This is a genomic window from Leptospira sanjuanensis (genome assembly GCF_022267375.1).
Taxonomy (GTDB): Bacteria; Spirochaetota; Leptospiria; order Leptospirales; family Leptospiraceae; genus Leptospira; species Leptospira sanjuanensis.
Genome location: NZ_JAIZBH010000001.1, coordinates 3933140 through 3953428, shown reverse-complemented (window position 1 = coordinate 3953428; position 20289 = coordinate 3933140). Strand labels below are relative to the sequence as shown.

The following is a 20289-nucleotide window of genomic DNA, read 5'->3' as shown; positions in this document are numbered from 1 at the left end:
TTAGGAAGGCTGCCGGTGGAGCCGACATTCAGGAGACGATTCACAAATGCACAAATAAATGTAATTCTTATACCAGTAATAACAACGGATGCAAATTTCATCGATCCGTTTTTTGATTCGATCAGGATTTCAAAATAAAAAAGCCGAAAGAAATCAAAATTTCCTTCGGCTTCGAATTTTAAGAATTTAGAATACGATCAGTATGTTTCAACGAACAATTGGTGAGCGCCTTCTAAGTGGTGTTTGAATTCTTCGTAGGTTCCGGTGTCGCCCGCGATCTTTTGAATTTCTTCGATCACGCCTTTTTCCATTCCTTTCGGTCCGCCGCAGATGTAGAAACGTCCGCCGCCGTTCAGAATTTTTTTCACTGCATCCGCTTGTTCGCGAACCCTGTGAGAGATATACATTCTTCCGCCGTCGAAAGAATTTTTTTCCTCTCTGGAAATCGCGGTAACGAGTTTGAAGTTTTTATGCTTTGCTTCCAATCCGCGGAGGTAATCCATCATTACGAGTTCGTCGGAGTAAGGCGCTCCGTAAACGAGAGTGATGTTTCCCGTGAAGTTGATGAGCTTGTGTTCCAGAAGTTCTTCGCTCATTCCGATAAAAGGAGCGATTCCGGTTCCGGTTGCGAGAAACATAATGTCCCCGCCGAAGTCCGCAACGGGAAGAAGGAATTTTTTTCCGGAAGGTCCTGTCATTACGACCTCATCGCCGGGTTTCAGATCGCACATATAGTTCGAGCAAACGCCTTTGAATTGGATGTTTCCGTTTTCATCATATACGTTGTCTCTTTTGATGATGAATTCGATGTTGTCTTCCTTCATTCCGAAAGAGTAACTTGGAGAAGCGATGGAATAAAGACGCACGGTGTAACCTACGTCCGCAAGACCTTTCGCTTTTTTTTCCGGATCTTCTCCCGGAGGAATTACGCCGCCGCTTTGTCCGATTACGTACGGATACGCGGAGTGATCGATCGCAAGCGTGATTCTATGAACGAGCGATTCTCCTTCTTTTTTGGGTCTTTTTCCTTTTCCCGTTTCCGGAGTTAATAAAACGTTACTGATTACTTTTGCTTTATACGGATTCGATTTTTTGAATAAATTGATTTGAGGTTCTCTGATCGGTTTCATGAGCGAGTACAATTCCTAAAAATGAAGAATTTTCCAAATTTCCTACATGGTTTTAGGGGAAGGCATTTCGTCAAACGGGATATTTCCGCAAACTTGAAGCTGTTTCAAAATCGGGATTTTCATCGATCAAAATGTGCAAATGCCGCACGAAGCGGTCATTTTGATAGAGCCTTTAATAATTCTTATAACTTGATAAGCTGCGGAGCGGGTAAGTTTTCTTTTTTTGAGTGACTCCGTGAATCGCTGATTTCTCCGTGTATCCACCTATTAAAAACGAGGGAAACATGCCCCAAATCAATCTTTCGGATCTCGCTAAAAAAATCGGCGGATCTAAGATCGTCAATACGCAAACACCGGAATCGATTTTGATCGATAAGGTCGCGACTCTTACTCCGGGAGCGAACGGCTCCATCAGCTTTCTTTCCAATAAGAAAATGTTAAGCGACGCGAAGAAGACTCTTTCCAGCGTCGTTCTTACAACGGAAGAATTCTCACGTGAAATTTCCTTGCCGTGCCTTGTCGTATCGAATCCTGAACTGAGTCTTGCGGAAGTCCTAAATGCTCTCTATCCTCCTTATGTCCCTTCCGGAAAAATTTCTTCCACGGCGTTGATTCATCCAAGCGCGAAATTGGGAGCGGGAGTTACTGTCGGAGAATATGTAGTGATCGGTGAAAACTCAGTGATCGGTGCGAACACATATTTGGAAGACGGAGTGAAAATTTCGCGTAACGTGACGATCGGAGAAGGTTCTCATATCGGTCCGAATTCTTCCATTCAGCACGGAGTGATCATCGGGAAACGTTTTATCTGTTCGGGAAATTGTTCGATCGGCGGAGACGGTTTTAAATTCGTTACCGTAAACGGAACGCATACGAAAATTCCTCAAGTCGGCGGAGTGATCATCGGAGACGATGTGGAGATGGGTTCCTTATGTGCGGTCGATCGAGGCGGGTTGGAAGACACAGTCATCGGAAACGGATGCAAATTCGATAATATGGTTCACGTCGCGCATAACTGCGTCTTGGGAAAGAATATCATCATCGCCGGACAAAGCGGCGTTGCCGGAAGCACGATCGTCGAAGACGACGTGATCATCGGCGGAGCTTGTGCGGTTGCCGATCATCTTCATGTTCCTGCGGGAACGATCATCGCGGGCGGAACCTCGCTGCGAAATTCTCCCAAGAAAAAAGATATCTTCGTGGGCTGGGATTACGGTTTAACCTTTCCGGAATTTCAAAAAGTGCGCGTAAACATCCACAATCTCGTGAACTTTCAAAAATGGGCTAAACGAGTCAAAGAGCTGGAAAAACACGCGGGAATTAAAATCGAGGAGAAGGATTGAGCTTGACAGGTCTTAAAAATGCGGCGCATTCTTTCCCTTACACCCTTTTGGAGGATTCCCGTGTATTCCCGAGCGAACGAAGATAACCCGGAAAATCAGCCGGATAAAATCTCCCGTAAGCCGGATCTTTCCCAAAGTAAAAGAATCGGAAAGTTGTTGGAGACCCTCGCCGATAGCATTTTGGAAAACAACCCGACCAATATAGTTTTCCTGAATGAGATACAAAACAATCGATCTGAAAATTCGATTCAGAGATAGAATCGGATTTTCAAATTCCTCGGATCGGTTCCAAAGTCGGAACCGATTTCTTGTCTTACGGTTGCAGCTCCCGATCGAAATTTAAATATAAGAATTCCTGAATATAACAATCTATCAAAGATCGTCGGCCGCGTTTTTAGTAACGGGCTTTTTGATTCCGACTAAAAGACTGGAAAATTCCTGCGCCTTCCACACGCCCTTTGCATTTCGCTTTAACGTAACCGGTCTTGCGCTGTCCGCTCCTGAGGAAGGGATGAATAATTTTCTTTGCCCGGATTCTTCCGTTCCACTGAAGCGGTTTGCCGTGATCGTAAATGAATAGGGCGCGCCGCCGGGAACATAACCGTTCGAAGCGGACGATCCGGGAAGGTAAGAGCCGATTAAATACGGATGTTGTTCGATTTGTCTTTTGACGAGGTCCGTTAGATTTCTGCTTAACGAGAATCCTTTGTACCCGTTTGTATCCTGCGAAAGATGGGAAGAATCCACCACAAGAATCAAAGCCTTTATCCCCTCTTCCTTGTTTTTTGAATATAGATCCAAAGCCGCAACGAGCGAAATCAGTGCGCCTTGCGGGGTCGTGGATTGTTCGTTTCGAAACGTATCAAAAGACGATAGATCTTTAGGCCACGAGTTAGTTGTTACGTTGATCGTTTCGTTTTGAGAAGAAAGGCTAAACGGAATTAAAACGGTCAATAATAGAAAAATGGAAAAACGGTTACGGTTCATATCTCCTCCCGAAAGTCGCTATAATTTATTGACTAATTGTGAATTGTCGAGTCAAAACTGAGAGGAAGGAGTGATCTGCGGGCAGAGGGACTCGCCCTCTCCGCAGTCTCGCATCCTTGCTCGACTTTGCTCCGAGGCACTTCACTTTGGCCTCGGAACATCCTGTTCCTCGGAAGCGTTTCTTCGCTCCCAAACTCAGAAACACTCCCTATGGGTCGTGTTTAGGTTGCTTGAAACGCTTTACCAAAGCTTGCGTTCGAGTCGTTCTTCCAGTATGTTCGTTGTATTGATTTAAGAAAAGGAAAGATGTGCGGGCAGAGGGACTCGAACCCTCACTGGAAGCTTGGAAGGCTACAGTGCTAGCCATTACACCATGCCCGCTTATCGTGCAAAAATCATTTTTTTGTGGGTAGGGTACTTGTCAATCTAAAAGAAGATTTTTTACTATCCACTGAGATGAAAGAGTACGAGAACCTTTTTCCCGAATCGATTCGGACCGAACTAAAATCTTTTGCGGAATACAGATCCGTTTATCAAGAGATCTCCACGCTCAGAAATATTCTAAGCGTCCTTCACTGGGATTCAGAGATCACGCTACCCGAGGAAGGAAGAGCCGAGAGAGGATCGCAGATTGGCCTTCTTTCCGGATTGATTCATTCGAAATATGCGGGTGAAAGTTTTTACAAACTTGCTGATAAGGCAAGAAACGAAAACGAGCAAAAGAATCTTCCAGGCCAAAAGGAACGTAAGGTTGAATTCGAAATCTTGTTCAAGGATCTCGATCGTTCCCGACGTCTTTCACAAGAACTTGTGGAGGAATTTTCCGTAACCACAAGCAAGGCTCACGCGGTTTGGGCTAAAGCAAGAAAGGAGAATCGATTTGCGGATTTCGCTCCGATTCTTTCCAAGATCGTGGAACTCAGCAGAAAACAAGCCGAGTGTTACGGTTATCAAACGGAAGCGTATGACGCTTTGCTGGAAGGTTATGAACCCGGCGAAAGAGCTGCGAACTTAGAAAAGTTATTTTTTAATCTAAAGAATTCCTTAAAACCTTTGGTCGCAAGAGGAAAGAAATTCTCAAATCCGTTTCCGAGGGAGATTCCGATCTTTCTTCAAAAACAACTCGGAGAAATCCTACCTTCGATTTTAGGATTGTCTACGAAAATTTCGCGTCTCGACCCGAGCGAGCATCCGTTTTCAACTTCGCTCGGGGGTAAGGACAAACGGATCACGACTCGTTACGATCTGAAAGATCCCCTTTCCTCTATATTCAGTATTTTGCATGAAACCGGGCATTCTCTCTACGAAGCGGGAATATCCGAAATCGAGGGCGGTCCTTCTCCGTTGCACGATTCCGTTTCCTTGGGAATTCACGAATCACAGAGCAGACTATGGGAAAATCAAGTGGGAAGATCGAAAGAATTCTGGGAGATGTATTATCCGATTCTTCTCAAGACTTTAAACGTCCAAGAAAACGAACTGAATTTCTCGAAACTTTTTTCGTATATCAATCAATCTTCCCCGTCTTTGATTCGAGTGGAAGCGGATCAGATCACGTACAATCTTCATATCATTCTCCGTTTTGAAATTGAAAGGGAACTCATCAACTGTAAGATACAAGTTGCGGAGCTGCCGGAGATATGGAATTCCAAGATGAAGGATTTATTCGGAATCGACGTTCCTTCCGATCGCGAAGGAGTTTTGCAGGACGTTCATTGGAGCGGCGGCGCCTTTGGTTACTTTCCGACTTACACGCTCGGAAATATTTATTCTGCCCAGCTCTTTCAAGCGTTCTCCAAAGAGAATCCGAATTTTGCGGCGGAAGTAAGGAAGGACCAAGACTTTTCTTCTCTCCTCAATTGGCTGAGGAAAAATGTCCATTGGAAGGGAAAATACGAATCCGCGGAGGATCTTGTTCGATCAGCGACCGGTTCCGATCCGGATTCTTCCCATCTCGTAAAATATCTCGAACAAAAGCTTGTCGAATTGGAATCGATTAAACATGGATGAAAAAGAAGAACTCACGGTAAAGTCGTTTGAAGAACTTTCTTACTTTGACAATCTCGCGCTCTATTATCTTTGCAACGAAACGCCTCCACAAACCCTAGCGTTGGCTTTTTTGATCGGAGACAGCAAGGTTTGCGGCTCTATGCTCGGAGTCTTGGAAAACAATCGAAGACAATATGTTCATCAGTTGATGACCGAACAAAAGGACGCGGAAACTTCCAAAAAAGAATCCGCAGTCCAGGGACTTTTGATCATCGCGGAAGGTTTGATTACGCGAAAACTGATCGAGAAAAAAGGCAAATTTTATTATGGAACGAAACGTTAGTCGTTCTTCTTCGTAAACGCGGAAAATCCGAGAAGGGCCCACGCCGCCAAAAAGGAAACGCCTCCGATCGGAGTGATCGCTCCTAAAATCCGAACTTCCGTGATCGCCAATATGTATAAAGAACCGGAGAAGATAAGAATTCCCGTTAAAAATAAAATCGAGGAAATCCAAGCAAGTCGGTTCGTACTGGCATATCCGGTTAAAGCTAAAAGCAAAGGAGGAATGCTATGAATCAAGTGATAACGGTTTCCGGTTTCGTAGATGACGAGCATTTGTGCGCTTAAAAAGGATTTGAGGGCGTGAGCACCAAAGGCGCCTAACGCAACTCCTAAAAATCCGGATAAAGCGGAAAGGATGAGAATCGTTTTTTGTTTTCCTATCATAGACTCAATGAAATTCCGTTAAAATTCCTGAATAGCATAACTTCGAAAACGAATGCATCTTTTTTGGATTAAGAAGAATAGATACGCGGTTTGCTCGATGTCCAATCTTGAATCGAACATAGCTTTGATCCTGTTCTTTTCCATCTCTTGTTTGAGTTCGTCATAAAAACTCGTCTTGCCGAAAACGAAAGAGACCGGCACCAAGGCTTCCCGTTCACCTTGTCTCAAAGGAAGAATCAAAGTAACCCCTCTTTGACAACCTTGACTTTGTCCTTCGAAACGAATGATTCTATGTTTGGACCAATCCCAATCGTCGAGAGAGCCGTGAAACATATCCTTATGCGGAAGAGAAGAAGTGGAATGGATGAATCCATCGAATCCGAACAAACGCAGCCTTGTGGACGCATTTCCGTAATGAATCGACGGATCTCTGAAATACGTTCCCGCAATCGAAACCTGATTTTCGACGGACAAAACGGGCTCCGTGGGATAAGGCATCGGATTCCGTTTTACGAGCGTTCTACGGCTTCCGATCGGAAGAGCGCAGTTTAAAAGCAAAATCGCGCCTAATAAAAATAAGGCGAGAATTTTAAGACGAAGGCCCATTTCTTTTTACTCTTTCTTCATCAATCTTTGAGGAAGTTTTACGCCGATTCCCGTGACCCGCGTGCATTTATAAAAATAGAGATTAAAGAATATCGATTTGATGTAATAATCCGTTTGAACGTCGAAGAGAAGATCCGCTTTATCCTGAATCGCGTTTTGAACGGCGGCTTCGTAACTTTCGTCGCCCGTATAAACGAGCCAAAGCCAACTTTCTCCGCAGGATTGTCCCGAAAGTTTTCCAACAGGTTCCATTCCGCGGACGTCCGTATAACTTTGTGAATAGAACCAGCCGGGGGTTTTTACATTCGTGTAAATACAATTCCCGATTGTAATAAATGTAACGAAAAGGATGAGATAAATTCTTATCGATGAAATCTTCATTGTATATTCCTGAACGCTCCGAAACTTTCCGAGAATTTGATTTCGTAAAAAGTAAAAGTCAAGGGAAAAGAATCGAGAATCGTTTTTAGAAAGAAAAAAATCCTGTTTCAATACTGGATAAAAATTTCCTTGTATCGGTCGAATCTTGTTCTTCAATAGGAAGTATGTCTCTCGTTAAGGATTCATCCTATTACATTCGATTGGAAAATAATTTCGGAGCTTCGAATTACGAACCGTTGCCCGTCGTATTGGAGCGAGGCGAAAGAATTTATTTATACGACGTCGAAGGAAAACGCTATTTTGATTTTTTATCCGCGTATTCGGCGGTCAATCAAGGACATTGTCATCCTGAAATCGTTCGGACTTTGATCGAACAATCTCAAAAACTCACTCTGACATCGAGAGCCTTCTATAATTCTCAACTCGGAGAATATGAGGAATATCTAACGAACTTACTCGGTTATCAAAGGCTTCTTCCCATGAACACCGGCGTCGAAGCCGCCGAAACCTCGGTGAAACTTTGCAGAAAGTGGGGTTATAAAGTAAAAGGAATTCCTGAAAACAAAGCGAAGATTCTTTTCGCTTCCGGGAATTTTTGGGGAAGAAGCATCGGAGCAATTTCTGCGTCCACCGATCCTTTGAGCACGAGAGGATTCGGTCCGTTTGTTCCCGGCTTTGAAATCATTCCGTTTAACGATTTGAATGCGTTGAAACTCGCTTTGCAAGATGAGAATGTCGCGGGCTTTATGGTCGAGCCGATTCAGGGAGAAGCGGGAATCATCGTTCCGAACGAAGGTTATCTCGCGGAAAGCAAACGTCTTTGCAACGAAGCGGGGGCATTGTTAATTCTTGACGAAGTGCAAACCGGTTTAGGAAGAACGGGAAAACTTCTCGCGGCGGATTATGAAAACGTAAAGCCGGACATTCTCGTTTTGGGAAAAGCGTTGTCCGGCGGAATTCTTCCCGTATCCGGAGTTTTGTCCAGTGACGAAGTGATGTTGACGATTCGACCGGGAGAACACGGTTCCACTTACGGAGGAAATCCGCTCGCATGCGCCGTTGCAAAACGTGCGGTTCAAGTTTTGATCGAAGAAAAAATGCCAGAAAATTCTTTTCAAATGGGGGAAGTCTTCCGCAAGAGAATGGATCGTCTGAAATCCAAATACGAAAATGCGATCGAAGCGGTGCGCGGAAAAGGTTTGTTGAACGCGATTCAATTCAAGGAAAAGAACGGAAAGTCGGCGGCGAAAGACGTGTGCAATCAACTTCTGAAATTAGGGCTTCTTGCAAAGACAACGCACGATCATACGATTCGATTCGCTCCTCCTCTCGTTATCCAACACGACGAAATAAATTCCGCCTGCGATATTATCGACGAAGCGGTTCGGTTTTGTCTTGACTAAGAAGAAAATCGAAGTATCCAAAGGAAGTCATGCAAGCCGACGATAAAAAATACATCCGTGTTTGGAATAAGTTAAGCGTTTCCGAAGTTTCTTCCCGGTTATTGTTGATCGACGACCTGTATGGAACTTGCGGAAACTGCAAGCACCTCGGTTTGAATTATACGAAGGATAGTTCATGTCCGGAATGCAAAACGAAGTTTCGTTATTTAGCTACGAACTCCAAATCACCTTCAGAGATCGCGAAAATTCTCAATCGTCTTGAAAAGGAGGGTCTCGATCTGATCTTGATCGATCGCGAAGATTTCAATCAATCCAAAGCTAAGGACGCAGTGAAGGATCTTTTTAAACCGGTCGAGTGAGCTTTTGCGGTAACTTCGTTCAACCTTACAATTCTATTTTATTACTTTATAAAATTGTTCCGACAAACCATTTGATGGAAACTGTTCTTGCAAAAGCATTTCACCTTTTCCGAGCGTATCATTCCGTTTGTCCCATTTCCTTCCCGCTGATCCTATCGGCATCGAAAGAGCGATTCGGTTGCAATCAGTCGAGCTCGGATTTATTCTGGTTTCGTTTCGAGAAGTCGCTTTAAACCTTGCACGGCTTTTTCCAAATTCTCCAACGACTCTTTTAACTCGCTTTTATTCAAAGAATTATTCGCATCCGCGGAATGAAGTTCTCCATAACTTTTTGCCATAAAGCCGTGAAATGATTTTTGGATTTCTCCGAGTGCGGTTTCAAAATTCTTCGGGTCGAGTGCGCGTTTGCGCTGATAGAGTTTATGAAAATATCCTAATCCGAAACGAAGAAGAAAAATCGAATAAGCCGGAATCAAAAGATAGAAGGCGGTTAACAAAACCGGTCCTAGATTCCAGGTTTGAGAAAGAGATTGGTGAAAGAAAGATCGAATCGTCGATACGATCAAAACCCCTAAGGTATAGTTCAATCGGCTCGTACTCGGAGAGATCGTGTTGAATAAAAAGACAAGCACCAACGAAAAGATCAAAACTAAAAATAGGTCCAACGGAACGATGGAAAAAAGGATCTTTAAAAAAGAAGTAATTACTCCGATCGTATCAAGAAATGATTGGATAGACTGAGATAGGCTGTCAAAACTCGTTTTCAGATCTGAAAAAAATCCGGTAATCTGACTCATGAAATGGCTCCAAAAAATTCCTGGCTGGAAGAAACTCCAATTCTTCCTAAAGAAACTGCAAGAACTTTCCTTTATACAGAAGCTTTATCTGGTTTATTCGATGATCGGAGTTTCCTTTCTGATCCTGCACGAAAGTCATCTTCCCGTTTTTTTTATTTTGATTTTGGTATTAGGCGCTTACGCGGTTGCCACAGGTTTTTTCTTTCTGATCTCGTTCGCTTTCGGAAAACTTCTTAAGGAAGAATCGGTTAAAAAGTACAGGATCGGTCCGGATTCGACGACGACATACGACGCGATCCGGATTCTTTTGAACCCTATCGTAGAAGCGGGCGTCTTTGTTTCCTGCATCTTATTGTTATTCTTTACGGAATTTTATTCCAATCGTTCCGGCATCATTTTTATCGCGGTTTACTGCGGAGTGGGTTTTGTTCTCCGTTTTCTAGACAGTAGCGTATTTTACAGAATCGCTTTGCTCGGATTGATGGTTTTGACGGGAGGGCTTCTCAGTTTTAAGGCTCTGCAACAGGCAGAGATTCTGACGTCCTATCTTCTTTTTAAACCGACTTGGGAACAGAAAGAACTTACGAACTGGAGCTACGATTCCGAATCGAGAACATTAAGAAATTCTGATATTCAAGTTCGATTTTCCCTGCCCGAAGATTTCTATTTTCACAATCCGAAAAATCTCACCTTGAAGGATCAGACCGGAACCGGTCAAATCGCAGGAATCATCTCCTCCAGTGAAACCGATCCGAATCGTTATCCGTCCATCCGAATCTTTTATTTTCCCGAGCCGTTTTTGGAAATCGACAAAGTCAAACCGGAATTTTCTAAATTTTTGGAGCTCGCGATCAATCAAGGCGAAATGGTCGAAGTTCATGAACTCGGCGAGGAAAATTTCGAAAAGAGAATGGATGGAGTCTTTTGGACTTACTATGATAATCTCAGACCTCGCTACGCTAAGACCGGATTCTTTATCGCATCCGGAGACAAACTTCCCGATTCGTTTTTATTTCATATTTCGGAAAGTTTAGTCAAAGGAAGACCGCACGAAGAGGCCGTCGAAAAAATTCTCCAGAGTTTCAAGCGAGAATAAAACATTCGTATATCTGAATATTCTTATTTATGACCGCAAAACGGAATTTCAAAATTCAAACTGAAATAAAGTCGAGTCCGACTTTGAACTCGGTTACGATCCGTTTTTCGGCCGAAGTCTGGGTTTATCCCGGAAAAGGCGGCTGGCATTTTTTGACCTTAACTTCCGCCGCTTCTAAAGAAGTTCGATCCTTAGTTCAAGGAACTTCCTGGGGTATGATCCCCGTTTTAGCCGAGATCGGCGATACGAAATGGAAAACGTCGATCTTTCCGGAGAAGGATTCTCCCAAATACGTTTTACCTCTCAAAGCGGATATACGTAAAAAAGAAGAAATCCTACCCAATCAAAAGATTAAAGCTTCCGTCACGATTGAATTCTGACTTCATCAAAAAGGTAATTCAAAGAGCGCACGTTCAATTGGAATCGAATTACGCTTTTTGAAGTCGCGATCGTTTATTCAAAAAGTTTAAAGCCGATTACGGAAAGCGGGTCCACCATCGTTCCTTGAACCCGTAAGCCTAAGTGCAAATGAGGTCCGGTCGACATTCCCGTGGAACCCACTTTGCCGATTTGGTCGCCTTTCTTCACTTTATCACCGACTTTTACGTTCAATTCGGATTGATGCATATACAAAGAATAAACTTCCAAGCCGTGATCGATTACGGTGAAATTCCCCTCGTAATACATCGGTCTGGATAAAATTACGGTTCCGTCGTTGATCGCAAAGATCGGAGTTCCGACTCCGCCTTTAAAATCGACACCGCCGTGCGCTTTTCCTTTGATTTTGTTATAAACTCTTCTTTTATAAAACGGACTCGTAAAGTGAACTTCCTGCACGGGATAAACGAAATCGGAAACGATTTGTAAATCGGTTTTGGATTGAAACGCTTCAGCCTTGGCTTTGGAACATTCCGCGATAAAATCCAAAGTTTCCTGCGGAAGTTCCTGAGAAGTGTATTTTTTATCCATCGTCAAAGAGGAAACTTTCGTTTCGGAAAAGTTCGTTTTGTGAACGGGGATTTCGTATTCTTTATAATCGTTTTTGCGGAATAGATTCTTATCTTGAATTTCTAATATTCCGCTTTTCTTATCAAATTCGGGTGATACGGGAATCCAAGCGTAAAGTACGCCGTCCCGTAGGGAGTACGGAATTTCCTTTTTCTCCCAGAGAATTTTGATTCGATCCAATTTGGAAAGAATCGTTTTTTCGGGAGTTAGTTTCATGAATAGAAGTTCTCCTTGGGAAAACTTCCTGGTTTGAATCGAAAAAGAAAAGAGAGGCTCCTTCTTTTTTATGATTTCCGATTCTCGATCCTCTTTTTTTACGTTCTTTTTCGGTTTTTCCTTGGGTTCTTTTTCTTTTTTGGAAATCGCAGGTATGGTCGAAGCAAGTTTTACGTCCTTTTGTTTCGATTCGGATTTGTCTTTTGAAAGAACCGATTCCGTTTTTAAAAATGAGGTTAGGAAAAGAAGAAGGTAAAAAACTCGAAGATATTTTTGCATTGGATCCTGTTATGTTTTTCGGGAAGATCGGACGTACAATCAAAATCGTTTTGGAAATTTATTGTCTTTCCGATTTTTTCTCAATTCGACAACAAAGTCGTCTCAGTAAATCGGACTGATTTTTTGCGGCTGTTCTTTCGCCGGAAGCTTATTTCTCTTACAGCGTGTCCCAAAACCTAATTTTACTTTACCAGAAAGATCAGCTGCAAGGTTCTGTCCCTGTTTTGGGACAGGTTCTTATGTCTTATTCTCCCGAAATCGGGAGACTGTCAAAAAAATCGAATTCTCCATTTTCTTTGAAAATTACCTAAGCAAATTTCCGATTCTTCCGATTCTTGATAGCAGGGATCGGATAACACAGATGAAACAAGAGGAATGGTTGGAGCAGCTTACGAAACTTTTCCAGGACGAGATCAATCTCTATTCGAACGTTCTGGAATTGGAGACTCAAAAATCGGCCGCAGTCGTTCAAGCCGACGGCAAGTCTCTCGAAACGATTACTAAAAAGACATACGAGCTGCTCGTGATGGCCGCCGAGATCGAACGCGTTCGCATGAATTCGATCGAAGAAATCTACCGGTCCAAAAATTTTGCGCTTCCCGAAAGCGGTGCTCCTACGTTGTCCGATTTTTTAAACCGACTGGACCGCGATTCCAATTTCCGTTTAAAAGAATACGGCTCGTCCTTAAAGTCCGTTCTTCATCGTTTAAAAGAAAAAATCAAATCGAACGAAAAGCTGATTCTTACCCGCCAGGAAATTCTTTCCAGAACGATCGATGTGATGAAGGAAAAGGCGATGGAATCCGGCGTAAATACGTACGGTTCGGGAAAAAACCCCGAACGAAAACAGCCTAAGAGACAAGCTTTGATGCTCAACGCTTCGGCGTAATCGATCTTATATTTCGTAATAGGAGGAAGCCATGGGATCCACATTTTCAGGACTTGAAATCGGAAAGCGAGGCTTGACCGCACACCAGCAAGCGCTTCAAACAACGGGTCATAATATTTCCAATGCGGATAACAAGCATTATGCGAGACAGAGAGTCACTATGACCGCGATGGATCCATTGTATGATCCTTCTCTGAACCGCGCCAACCTTCCCGGTCAAATCGGACAAGGCGTCGAAATCGCATCGATCGAAAGAATCCGAGACAACTTTATCGACGATCGTATCATCGAGACTTCGGGGAATAAGGATTATTGGGCGGCCCGTAACGAATATTTATATCAACTGGAAACCGTCTTTAACGAGCCGAACGGAACCACGCTTAGAACGTTGATGGATAAATTCTGGTCTTCTTGGGAGGATCTTGCCAATTATCCCGAAGACAACGCGCATCGTTCCGTCGTTCTGGAAAAAGCGAACGGACTCGGAAGTAGAACCGAGGACGTTTATCGCAAGCTCGCACAATTGAGAGATCAAGCCAATCGCGAAATCGAGACGAAAGCGTATCACATGAATACGATCGCCGAAAACATCCGTACGTTGAACGAAAGAATCGGGAAATCCGAGGCGCTCGGAGATCGACCGAACGATCTCTACGACAAACGAGACGCTCTTTTACAGGAACTTTCTTCCTTAGTGGATGTTACGATCGGCCGCTCCGACGAAGACGAATTGATGGTCTTTATCGGTCAGCAGATTTTGGTTCAAGGAAACAAAGCGAACAAGATCGATATTCTCGGGAATCCTTCCAAGGACGGACTTTTGGATCTTTATTGGTCCGCAACGGGGGATCCGGTTCTTCTCAGAAAAGGAAGATTGCAAGGATTGATCGAAGTTCGCGACAAGATCATTCGCGAAAAGATCGATCAAGTGGATTCTCTCTCCATCAACGTGATGGATGCCGTGAATGAAATCCACAAAGACGGTTTCGGAATCAACGGAAACACGAATCAAGCTTTCTTTAATATTCGTTCGTTGTCGATCAACACCTTTGGAGAATATGATTCGAACGGAGACGGTCAGAACGACGTTACCGCGATCTTTCGAGTGACCGGTAAAAACACGATCGATCCGGATCATCCGATCGGAATCAACGGAACGATTACGTTTAATCAATCCGATTCTAAAGAAGCGCCCGTTCTGATTCCGTATTCGACAAACGACACGTTAAACGGAATCATTAAGAAGATCAATGCGTCTCGCTCCGGCGTCGTCGCGTATATGAACCACGACAATCAATTGGCGCTAAAAGCTACCGTCGCCGACGATCATCCGAATAAGAATTTTATTCTCAGACATATAGAAGACTCGGGAGATCTTCTTGTAGGGATGACGGGGATCTTGATGGCCTCCGGTCCGGCGGGCGCGTACGACTACAAACGTCTCGGCGAGATCAACAAACTTCAGGCTCGTTCCGAAGATATTACTCTTACTCCGCACTTTCATCCTTCTTCCCATTTTAGAGTTGCGGATTCGATTGCGAATAACGTTGCAAACATCGCCGCGGCTCGCGGTAAGGATGTGGGCGGCACGGGAGATTACAATTCTCCGGGAGGTCATAAAGACGGGCGCAACGCTTTGATGGTCGCTTCCGCTTTGAGAAACAGCCCTGTGATGGTCGATTATTCCAAAACGACGGATGATTTCTATAACACGTTGATTTCCAAGCTGGGAACGGAAGCAAGAGAAGCGAAGCAGGAATTCGGGATTCAAAACGATCTTATGAGCGAACTTGAAAACATGAGACAATCGGTCATGGGCGTGAACTTGGACGAAGAAATGGCGAACATGGTCCAGTTTCAGCATTCTTACAACGCATCCGCAAAAATGATCAATACGATGAACGAGATTCTCGATACGATCATCAATCGATTGGGAGCTTAATCTCGCGAAAATTTCCGCGGGTAAGGAGAGAATTTTATGATGCGCATTACGAACATGATGCAGAACAACAGTCTGGTTCATAATTTAAACAGACATCAGCTTCAGATGGACGAGACGCAAAACCAGCTTTCTACGGGACAAAGAATTCGTCTTCCTTCCGACGAACCGGGCCGTGCGACGAATCAGATGTTTTTTCGTTCCCGGTTGAACGAACTGGATACGTTCCAAAGAAATATCGACGACGGGAATTCCCGTCTTCAGCAGATCGATGGAGAACTCGATCGGATCGGTTCCTTGTTTCAAAGAGCGAGAGTCCTAGCGGTTCAGGCTTCCAACGGTATATATCAAGGAGACAAAGGTTTCGAACTCGAAGTCGCGATCGGTAAAGAAATCGACGAAATTTTAAGAGCGTTAGTCGACATCGCAAACACAAGAGATGCGACCGGTCGTCCTTTATTCGGCGGACACGTGATCGAAAGGCCTCCTTTCGAACCGATCGAATCCAAGATCAAAGGTCTTCAAGGAATCGAATTGAAGAATCAATACATCGGAGTCGAATATCGCGGCGATATAGGAGAACAGCTCAGGGAGATCGAAAAGGGAGAATACATTCCCGTAACGATTCCCGGAAACAAGGTTTTCTGGGGAACAAACATGAGTATCACGAGCAAAGTCGATAACTCCGGTTATATCGCTTCCTCCGATCAGAAATTCAAAATCGACGGCGTGGAAATTCACGTTTCGGCGGGAGATACGATCGACGATATCATCGATAAGATCAACAATTCTCCGTTGGAAGTAAAGGCAAACAAACTTGCTCAGGATAACATCAGTTTAAGTTCCACCGCGCCGCATCAGATCTGGATGGAAGACGTGGAAGGCGGAACGATCCTAAGAGATATCGGACTGGTTGATTCCGCAACTTCGGAACCGCCGAACAACTATTCCAAGTCGGCGACGGTGACCGGCCTTTCCGTTTTCGACGTAATGATCCAGTTTAGAAACGACCTGATCCAAAAAGATCAGGAAAGAATTTCGGGACGAGATCTTCAGGATTTGGATCTGGCGATGGAAAACATTCTTCGTTACCGCGCGATCGTAGGCGCGAGAATGAATCGAATGGAAGAACACGCGCAACGTGTCGATTTCGATAAGTCTTATATGACCGAACTTCTTTCCAAAAACGAAGGAGTGGATTTTCCGGAAACCATTATGAATATGAAATGGTTGGAAACGGTCCATCAATACGCATTGAACGTAGGATCGAAAATTATTAAACCGACATTGATGGATTTTCTGAGATAAAAACCGATCGATAAAACGTTCGTATAGGAAATTTCGAAGGTAAAGATACAAAATGGGAATCGAGATTCAGACAAAGCCGTTCGGAAAAATGCAAATATCCGAAAAACAAATTCTATCGTTTCCGGACGGTTTGCTCGGATTTGAGGATTACAAACAATTCGCACTCATCGAAGAGGAAGAGGAATCCGTTTTTAAATGGCTGCAATCGGTGGAAGAAGTGGATCTAGCATTCGTGGTGATTCCCCCTTCTCTGTTTAAAAAGGAATACAAACCGTTGATCCCCGAGCAGGAATTGCAAGGAATCGGAATCGCCGAAGTAAAAGAAAGCCTAACATTGGTGATCGTAACGATTCCCGGTGAGGATCCTTCTTTGATGACAGCGAACATGCAGGGACCGATTCTAATCAATAAGGAAACGCTTTTAGGAAAACAATTCATTTCAAGAAACGAATCTCATTCGGTTCGGGAAAAAATTCTCGAATCGGCCGCAGTGGAGATGGGATAAGTGCTGGTTCTTGCAAGGCGGACCAACGAATCGATCATGATCGGCGACGACATTGAAATCGTCATCGTCGATATCAAAGGAGATCAGGTAAAGATCGGAGTTAAGGCTCCGAGAAACGTCTCCGTTCACAGAGCCGAAGTTTATAAAGACATTCAAGAAGAGAATAAAAAAGCCGCCGGAGCCAAGATCAAACCGGAAGATCTCGGTAAGATCGGAAACATTCTCAAGAAAAAGGACACCAAGAAAAAAGAGTAAACGCCGTACTTCAGAAATCTTCGCTTTGAAAAGAATTATTTCTTAATTGTTCCGACAAACGATCTCATCGGAAAAGACTTGAAGTCTAAGATTAGGCTGAAAGCGGTTTGATTCTTCCAATGTGAATCGAAATTAATATTTGGTTTTTCTATGACTCGTTTCAGGATCCTTATTTTTTCCTTTTTATTCGTGTCGTGCTTTGCGGGAATTCGCAAAGAACTCAACTATTCCTCCGATTCAATCGCGTTTTATTCTTTTGAGAATGACCAAAACACGCCTGCTTGGTTGGATCGTAACGCGTCTTATCTCAAAAATGAACAAAGGCAAAATTTTAAAAATCTAATCTCCGATGCGTTATTTCAAATGGGGAATCGAAACGATTCCTTGGTAAACGATACCGCTTTGCGGATTTTTCCGAAAGAATTGAGTTTGGAAATTGCACAACGTTCTTTCGATAAATTCGAAGCTTCGCCTCGACATGTGTATCAGCTTTGGATTTTAAAGAAAGAAGATCCGATCAATCCGGGAAGAAGAATACGACGAACCGTCTTTCTATTGTATCCGACTTCAGAATCGATTCAGTTTCTATTTTATGAATTGAATCAGTTCATAGACTTTCAAACTCCTTATACGTTTCAAGATTGGTCGAACTATTCTCTATCGGAATCAAAACCGAAATCTTCTTTGGAAATTTTCATTCCCGATTCCGCAATCGGAACATTGTCTTATTATAAGGATGAGCTTGGTGATGAGAAGAAATTTCACGTCGTATTAAAAACGAATTCGAATCCTTCGAAGGATATAGAATTTAAAGAAGAAAAGAAAGAAACTCCTTCGAAAGATGTAGAGAAACGTCTGATCGAATTAAAAAACCTTCTCGATAAGAAATTAATTTCCGAAGAAGAATACAAGAAGAAGCGGGAAGAAATCTTAAAATCTCTATAATCGTCTTGAAAAAAGGAAATCCTCAAAAAATCGGAGCGGCTCTGCGAAGAGCCACTCCGGAGAGAATAGTGAAGAGAATTGGATTTCTCCACCCCCAAACTCTATGGGAAGTTCGGGGCGGAAAAGTTTCCTATAATGAACATATCCTCTGGACTGGATCTAAAAGACAGAGAAAAACGATTCGTGCTGTTAGATTTTTGCTCGAATCGACATATCGAGTTTCAACTCGTAATAATTTATTGAGTACGTCGTATTCGATTTGACGTTTTTTTTATCAAAAAGAGTGATTTGTAGCACTTTATAAAAAGCAAAGAGCGTTAGCTCGCTGCCTTTCCTTCCTTCTCTTGCCGATCGGCTTCGAAAGCGGCTTCTAATTGACGCATCGAGTTCTTTGAGAACTTGATAAACTCCTTTTCATCGTCTCGAATTTGGAACTGTCCTTTGAGGGTCAGTTCATCGTGAGCTCGGAATTTTCTGACTTTTTGCTCCACTTCCGAATCCAAAAAGCCGAGTTTACTTAAAGTTTCTCCAGCTAACTCGAGCGCGGAGGCGAAGGTATCCCTGCGGATGATCTTGATTCCAAGTTCCATCAGTTTGAAAACGTGTTCCCGGTTCCGAGCTCTTGCAATGATGGTCAGGTTCGGAAAGTGTTTTTTAACAAGCTCCGCGACCTTTACCGAAACATCTATATCTTGAATCGCTAATATGAATAAATCGGCGTGTTCCGCTCCGGCCGAACGCAAAAGACTGAGTTTGGCTGCGTCTCCATAGTAGATCTTATAACCGAATTTGCGAGCGACGTTGACTTGATCCGGATTGTGTTCCAAAGCGGTAAAGCCGATTCGGTGGACGAACAACATCCTTGCGATGATTTGACCGAATCTGCCGAAACCGGCAATGATGACGCGGTTTTGTTCTTCGATTTCATCCTCTTCAAGTTCCGAATCTTTTTTGAATAAGAGTTCTACAGCTTTATCCTTAACGATTCCGAGGATCGGGGTTAAACCCATGGAAAGAGTGACAACTGCAATTACCAAATCGGCTCTGTCTCTCGGAAGAATGGAAAGTGATACGCCTACTCCCAAAATTACGAACGCAAATTCTCCGCCTTGAGAAATTGTAGCGGCAAGGTTCAATGATGATTCTTCACTGTGTCTGGAAATTCTTCCCAAAAAATAGAGGATTACTGCCTTCAAAAACATCAAGGCCAATGCGAGCACAATGACAAGAAGCGGGTCTTTTAAGACTTCACCGAGATTGATCGACATTCCCACTGCCAAAAAAAACAAACCGAGAAGCAGACCCTTGAACGGTTCCAGGTTGGATTCGAGTTCGTGTCTGTATTCCGAATCGGCCAAGATAACCCCGCCTAAAAAGGAACCGAGCGCCATCGATAATCCGACTTGGTGCATCAGCAATGAAAGTCCTACCACGATCAGTAACGAAAGTGCGGTAAAGATTTCGTGATTCCCCGTAGACGCAACGAGCCGGAACAACGGTCTCGCTAAAAATCTTCCGGCTAAGACGACCGCGGATATCGTCCCGATCGCGATCAAAATGGGTTTCATGCTTCCTTGCGAAGTATGAGCCGTGTGAGCTTCTCCCAAAAAAGGAAGAATCGCCATAATCGGAATCACCGCTAAGTCTTGAAAAAGAAGAATCGCGAAAGAAGTTCTACCGTGGGCCGTATTGAGTTCGTTCTTTTCTCCCAAAACCTGCAGGGCAAACGCGGTGGAAGATAATGAAATGCTAATACTGATCACGATCGCCTGTGAATTTTCGAGACCTAAAAAGGAAAGGGCCGCAAAAAATACGAGAGATGTAAGAACTACTTGAAGACCGCCCAAACCGAAAACCGGTCTTCGTAAAACCCAAAGTCTTTGCGGTTTCAATTCAAGTCCGATTAAAAATAAAAGAAGAACGACCCCGAATTCGGAAAGATGAAGAATACTTTCAACATCGGTGATCAATCCGATTCCCCAAGGGCCGATGATCGTGCCACCGATCAAATACCCGACGACGGAACCCAAGCCGAGTCTTTTAAAAAGCGGGACCGAAATTACGGCCGCGGAAAGAAATACGATGAGAGTAATGAGCAAATTATGATCCTGCATTCTTCTTCCTTGAA

Annotated in this window: 22 protein-coding genes and 1 tRNA gene; 14 read left to right on the top strand and 9 right to left on the bottom strand. The window is 43.6% G+C overall.

Annotation, left to right across the window (positions count from 1 at the left end; genetic code table 11):
* Positions 1 to 197 precede the first annotated feature (197 nt).
* Positions 198 to 1130, bottom strand: a complete 933-nt coding sequence (locus tag LFX17_RS17870) for a ferredoxin reductase domain-containing protein (RefSeq protein WP_238731436.1) — start codon at positions 1128 to 1130, stop codon at positions 198 to 200.
* Positions 1131 to 1414: 284 nt separating this feature from the next.
* On the opposite strand from LFX17_RS17870, the gene lpxD reads away from it, so the two are divergent.
* Together lpxD and LFX17_RS17860 are read left to right on the top strand one after the other, a co-directional pair.
* Positions 1415 to 2473, top strand: coding sequence for a UDP-3-O-(3-hydroxymyristoyl)glucosamine N-acyltransferase (gene lpxD, locus LFX17_RS17865; protein ID WP_238731435.1), 1059 nt, complete (start codon positions 1415 to 1417; stop codon positions 2471 to 2473).
* A gap of 60 nt (positions 2474 to 2533) precedes the next feature.
* Positions 2534 to 2731 carry a hypothetical protein gene (locus tag LFX17_RS17860; protein ID WP_135572957.1) on the top strand — a complete coding sequence of 66 codons (198 nt, stop codon included), beginning with the start codon at positions 2534 to 2536 and terminating at the stop codon, positions 2729 to 2731.
* Between the two features lie 114 nt (positions 2732 to 2845).
* On the opposite strand, the gene LFX17_RS17855 is transcribed toward LFX17_RS17860, so the two are convergent.
* On the bottom strand, positions 2846 to 3460 hold the full coding sequence (locus tag LFX17_RS17855; protein ID WP_238747592.1) for a DUF6935 domain-containing protein: 615 nt from the start codon (positions 3458 to 3460) through the stop codon (positions 2846 to 2848).
* Between the two features lie 309 nt (positions 3461 to 3769).
* A tRNA-Gly gene (locus LFX17_RS17850) sits at positions 3770 to 3841 on the bottom strand.
* A gap of 24 nt (positions 3842 to 3865) precedes the next feature.
* On the opposite strand from LFX17_RS17850, the gene LFX17_RS17845 reads away from it, so the two are divergent.
* Together LFX17_RS17845 and LFX17_RS17840 are read left to right on the top strand one after the other, a co-directional pair.
* Positions 3866 to 5470: a carboxypeptidase M32 gene (locus LFX17_RS17845; protein WP_238747590.1), complete on the top strand. Its 1605-nt coding sequence runs from the start codon at positions 3866 to 3868 to the stop codon at positions 5468 to 5470.
* Positions 5463 to 5792 carry a hypothetical protein gene (locus LFX17_RS17840; protein WP_167450730.1) on the top strand — a complete coding sequence of 110 codons (330 nt, stop codon included), beginning with the start codon at positions 5463 to 5465 and terminating at the stop codon, positions 5790 to 5792. Before LFX17_RS17845 ends, LFX17_RS17840 begins: the two co-directional genes overlap by 8 nt.
* Here the strand turns inward: LFX17_RS17840 and LFX17_RS17835 are convergent.
* The 3 genes from LFX17_RS17835 to LFX17_RS17825 are packed head-to-tail and all read right to left on the bottom strand — an operon-like array spanning position 5789 to position 7162.
* A complete protein-coding gene (locus LFX17_RS17835; RefSeq protein ID WP_238731432.1) occupies positions 5789 to 6175 on the bottom strand; it encodes a DUF423 domain-containing protein in 387 nt (128 codons plus the stop codon). The two genes, LFX17_RS17840 and LFX17_RS17835, sit on opposite strands and share 4 nt — an antisense overlap.
* Positions 6176 to 6193: 18 nt before the next feature.
* The gene (locus LFX17_RS17830) at positions 6194 to 6781 is read right to left on the bottom strand and encodes a hypothetical protein (RefSeq protein ID WP_238747588.1); all 588 of its coding nucleotides are present in this window, start codon (positions 6779 to 6781) and stop codon (positions 6194 to 6196) included.
* Between the two features lie 6 nt (positions 6782 to 6787).
* Positions 6788 to 7162: a TRL-like family protein gene (locus LFX17_RS17825; protein WP_238731430.1), complete on the bottom strand. Its 375-nt coding sequence runs from the start codon at positions 7160 to 7162 to the stop codon at positions 6788 to 6790.
* A gap of 164 nt (positions 7163 to 7326) precedes the next feature.
* On the opposite strand from LFX17_RS17825, the gene rocD reads away from it, so the two are divergent.
* Both rocD and LFX17_RS17815 read left to right on the top strand, forming a co-directional pair.
* Positions 7327 to 8565, top strand: a complete 1239-nt coding sequence (gene rocD, locus LFX17_RS17820; RefSeq protein WP_238747586.1) for an ornithine--oxo-acid transaminase — start codon at positions 7327 to 7329, stop codon at positions 8563 to 8565.
* 29 nt (positions 8566 to 8594) lie between these two features.
* Positions 8595 to 8924: a hypothetical protein gene (locus LFX17_RS17815; RefSeq protein ID WP_238731428.1), complete on the top strand. Its 330-nt coding sequence runs from the start codon at positions 8595 to 8597 to the stop codon at positions 8922 to 8924.
* 200 nt (positions 8925 to 9124) lie between these two features.
* Here LFX17_RS17815 and LFX17_RS17810 read toward each other — a convergent pair whose 3' ends face one another.
* Positions 9125 to 9721, bottom strand: coding sequence for a hypothetical protein (locus LFX17_RS17810; protein WP_238731427.1), 597 nt, complete (start codon positions 9719 to 9721; stop codon positions 9125 to 9127).
* On the opposite strand from LFX17_RS17810, the gene LFX17_RS17805 reads away from it, so the two are divergent.
* The gene (locus tag LFX17_RS17805; protein ID WP_238731426.1) at positions 9720 to 10817 is read left to right on the top strand and encodes a hypothetical protein; all 1098 of its coding nucleotides are present in this window, start codon (positions 9720 to 9722) and stop codon (positions 10815 to 10817) included. The genes LFX17_RS17810 and LFX17_RS17805 overlap by 2 nt on opposite strands.
* Before the next feature lie 83 nt (positions 10818 to 10900).
* The gene (locus LFX17_RS17800) at positions 10901 to 11197 is read left to right on the top strand and encodes a DUF1905 domain-containing protein (protein WP_238747584.1); all 297 of its coding nucleotides are present in this window, start codon (positions 10901 to 10903) and stop codon (positions 11195 to 11197) included.
* 73 nt (positions 11198 to 11270) lie between these two features.
* Here the strand turns inward: LFX17_RS17800 and LFX17_RS17795 are convergent, their stop codons facing one another.
* On the bottom strand, positions 11271 to 12320 hold the full coding sequence (locus LFX17_RS17795) for a M23 family metallopeptidase (protein ID WP_238747582.1): 1050 nt from the start codon (positions 12318 to 12320) through the stop codon (positions 11271 to 11273).
* Between the two features lie 361 nt (positions 12321 to 12681).
* Here LFX17_RS17795 and LFX17_RS17790 point away from each other — a divergent pair, with 361 nt between their 5' ends.
* The 6 genes from LFX17_RS17790 (at position 12682) to LFX17_RS17765 (ending at position 18161) form a co-directional block, all read left to right on the top strand.
* The gene (locus LFX17_RS17790; RefSeq protein ID WP_238747580.1) at positions 12682 to 13209 is read left to right on the top strand and encodes a flagellar protein FlgN; all 528 of its coding nucleotides are present in this window, start codon (positions 12682 to 12684) and stop codon (positions 13207 to 13209) included.
* 31 nt (positions 13210 to 13240) lie between these two features.
* The gene (flgK, locus tag LFX17_RS17785) at positions 13241 to 15151 is read left to right on the top strand and encodes a flagellar hook-associated protein FlgK (RefSeq protein WP_238747578.1); all 1911 of its coding nucleotides are present in this window, start codon (positions 13241 to 13243) and stop codon (positions 15149 to 15151) included.
* Positions 15152 to 15190: 39 nt separating this feature from the next.
* Entirely contained in the window at positions 15191 to 16456 is a 1266-nt protein-coding gene (locus tag LFX17_RS17780) for a flagellar hook-associated protein 3 (RefSeq protein ID WP_238731649.1), read from the top strand.
* Positions 16457 to 16508: 52 nt separating this feature from the next.
* A complete protein-coding gene (gene fliW / locus LFX17_RS17775) occupies positions 16509 to 16961 on the top strand; it encodes a flagellar assembly protein FliW (RefSeq protein WP_118954539.1) in 453 nt (150 codons plus the stop codon).
* On the top strand, positions 16962 to 17216 hold the full coding sequence (gene csrA / locus LFX17_RS17770) for a carbon storage regulator CsrA (RefSeq protein ID WP_238731422.1): 255 nt from the start codon (positions 16962 to 16964) through the stop codon (positions 17214 to 17216).
* Positions 17217 to 17366: 150 nt separating this feature from the next.
* Positions 17367 to 18161 carry an LA_1326/LA_4305 family lipoprotein gene (locus tag LFX17_RS17765; protein WP_238747576.1) on the top strand — a complete coding sequence of 265 codons (795 nt, stop codon included), beginning with the start codon at positions 17367 to 17369 and terminating at the stop codon, positions 18159 to 18161.
* 317 nt (positions 18162 to 18478) lie between these two features.
* On the opposite strand, the gene LFX17_RS17760 is transcribed toward LFX17_RS17765, so the two are convergent.
* Complete coding sequence (locus LFX17_RS17760; protein ID WP_238747574.1) at positions 18479 to 20275, bottom strand: monovalent cation:proton antiporter-2 (CPA2) family protein; 1797 nt, start codon at positions 20273 to 20275, stop codon at positions 18479 to 18481.
* Between the last annotated feature and the right edge of the window lie 14 nt (positions 20276 to 20289).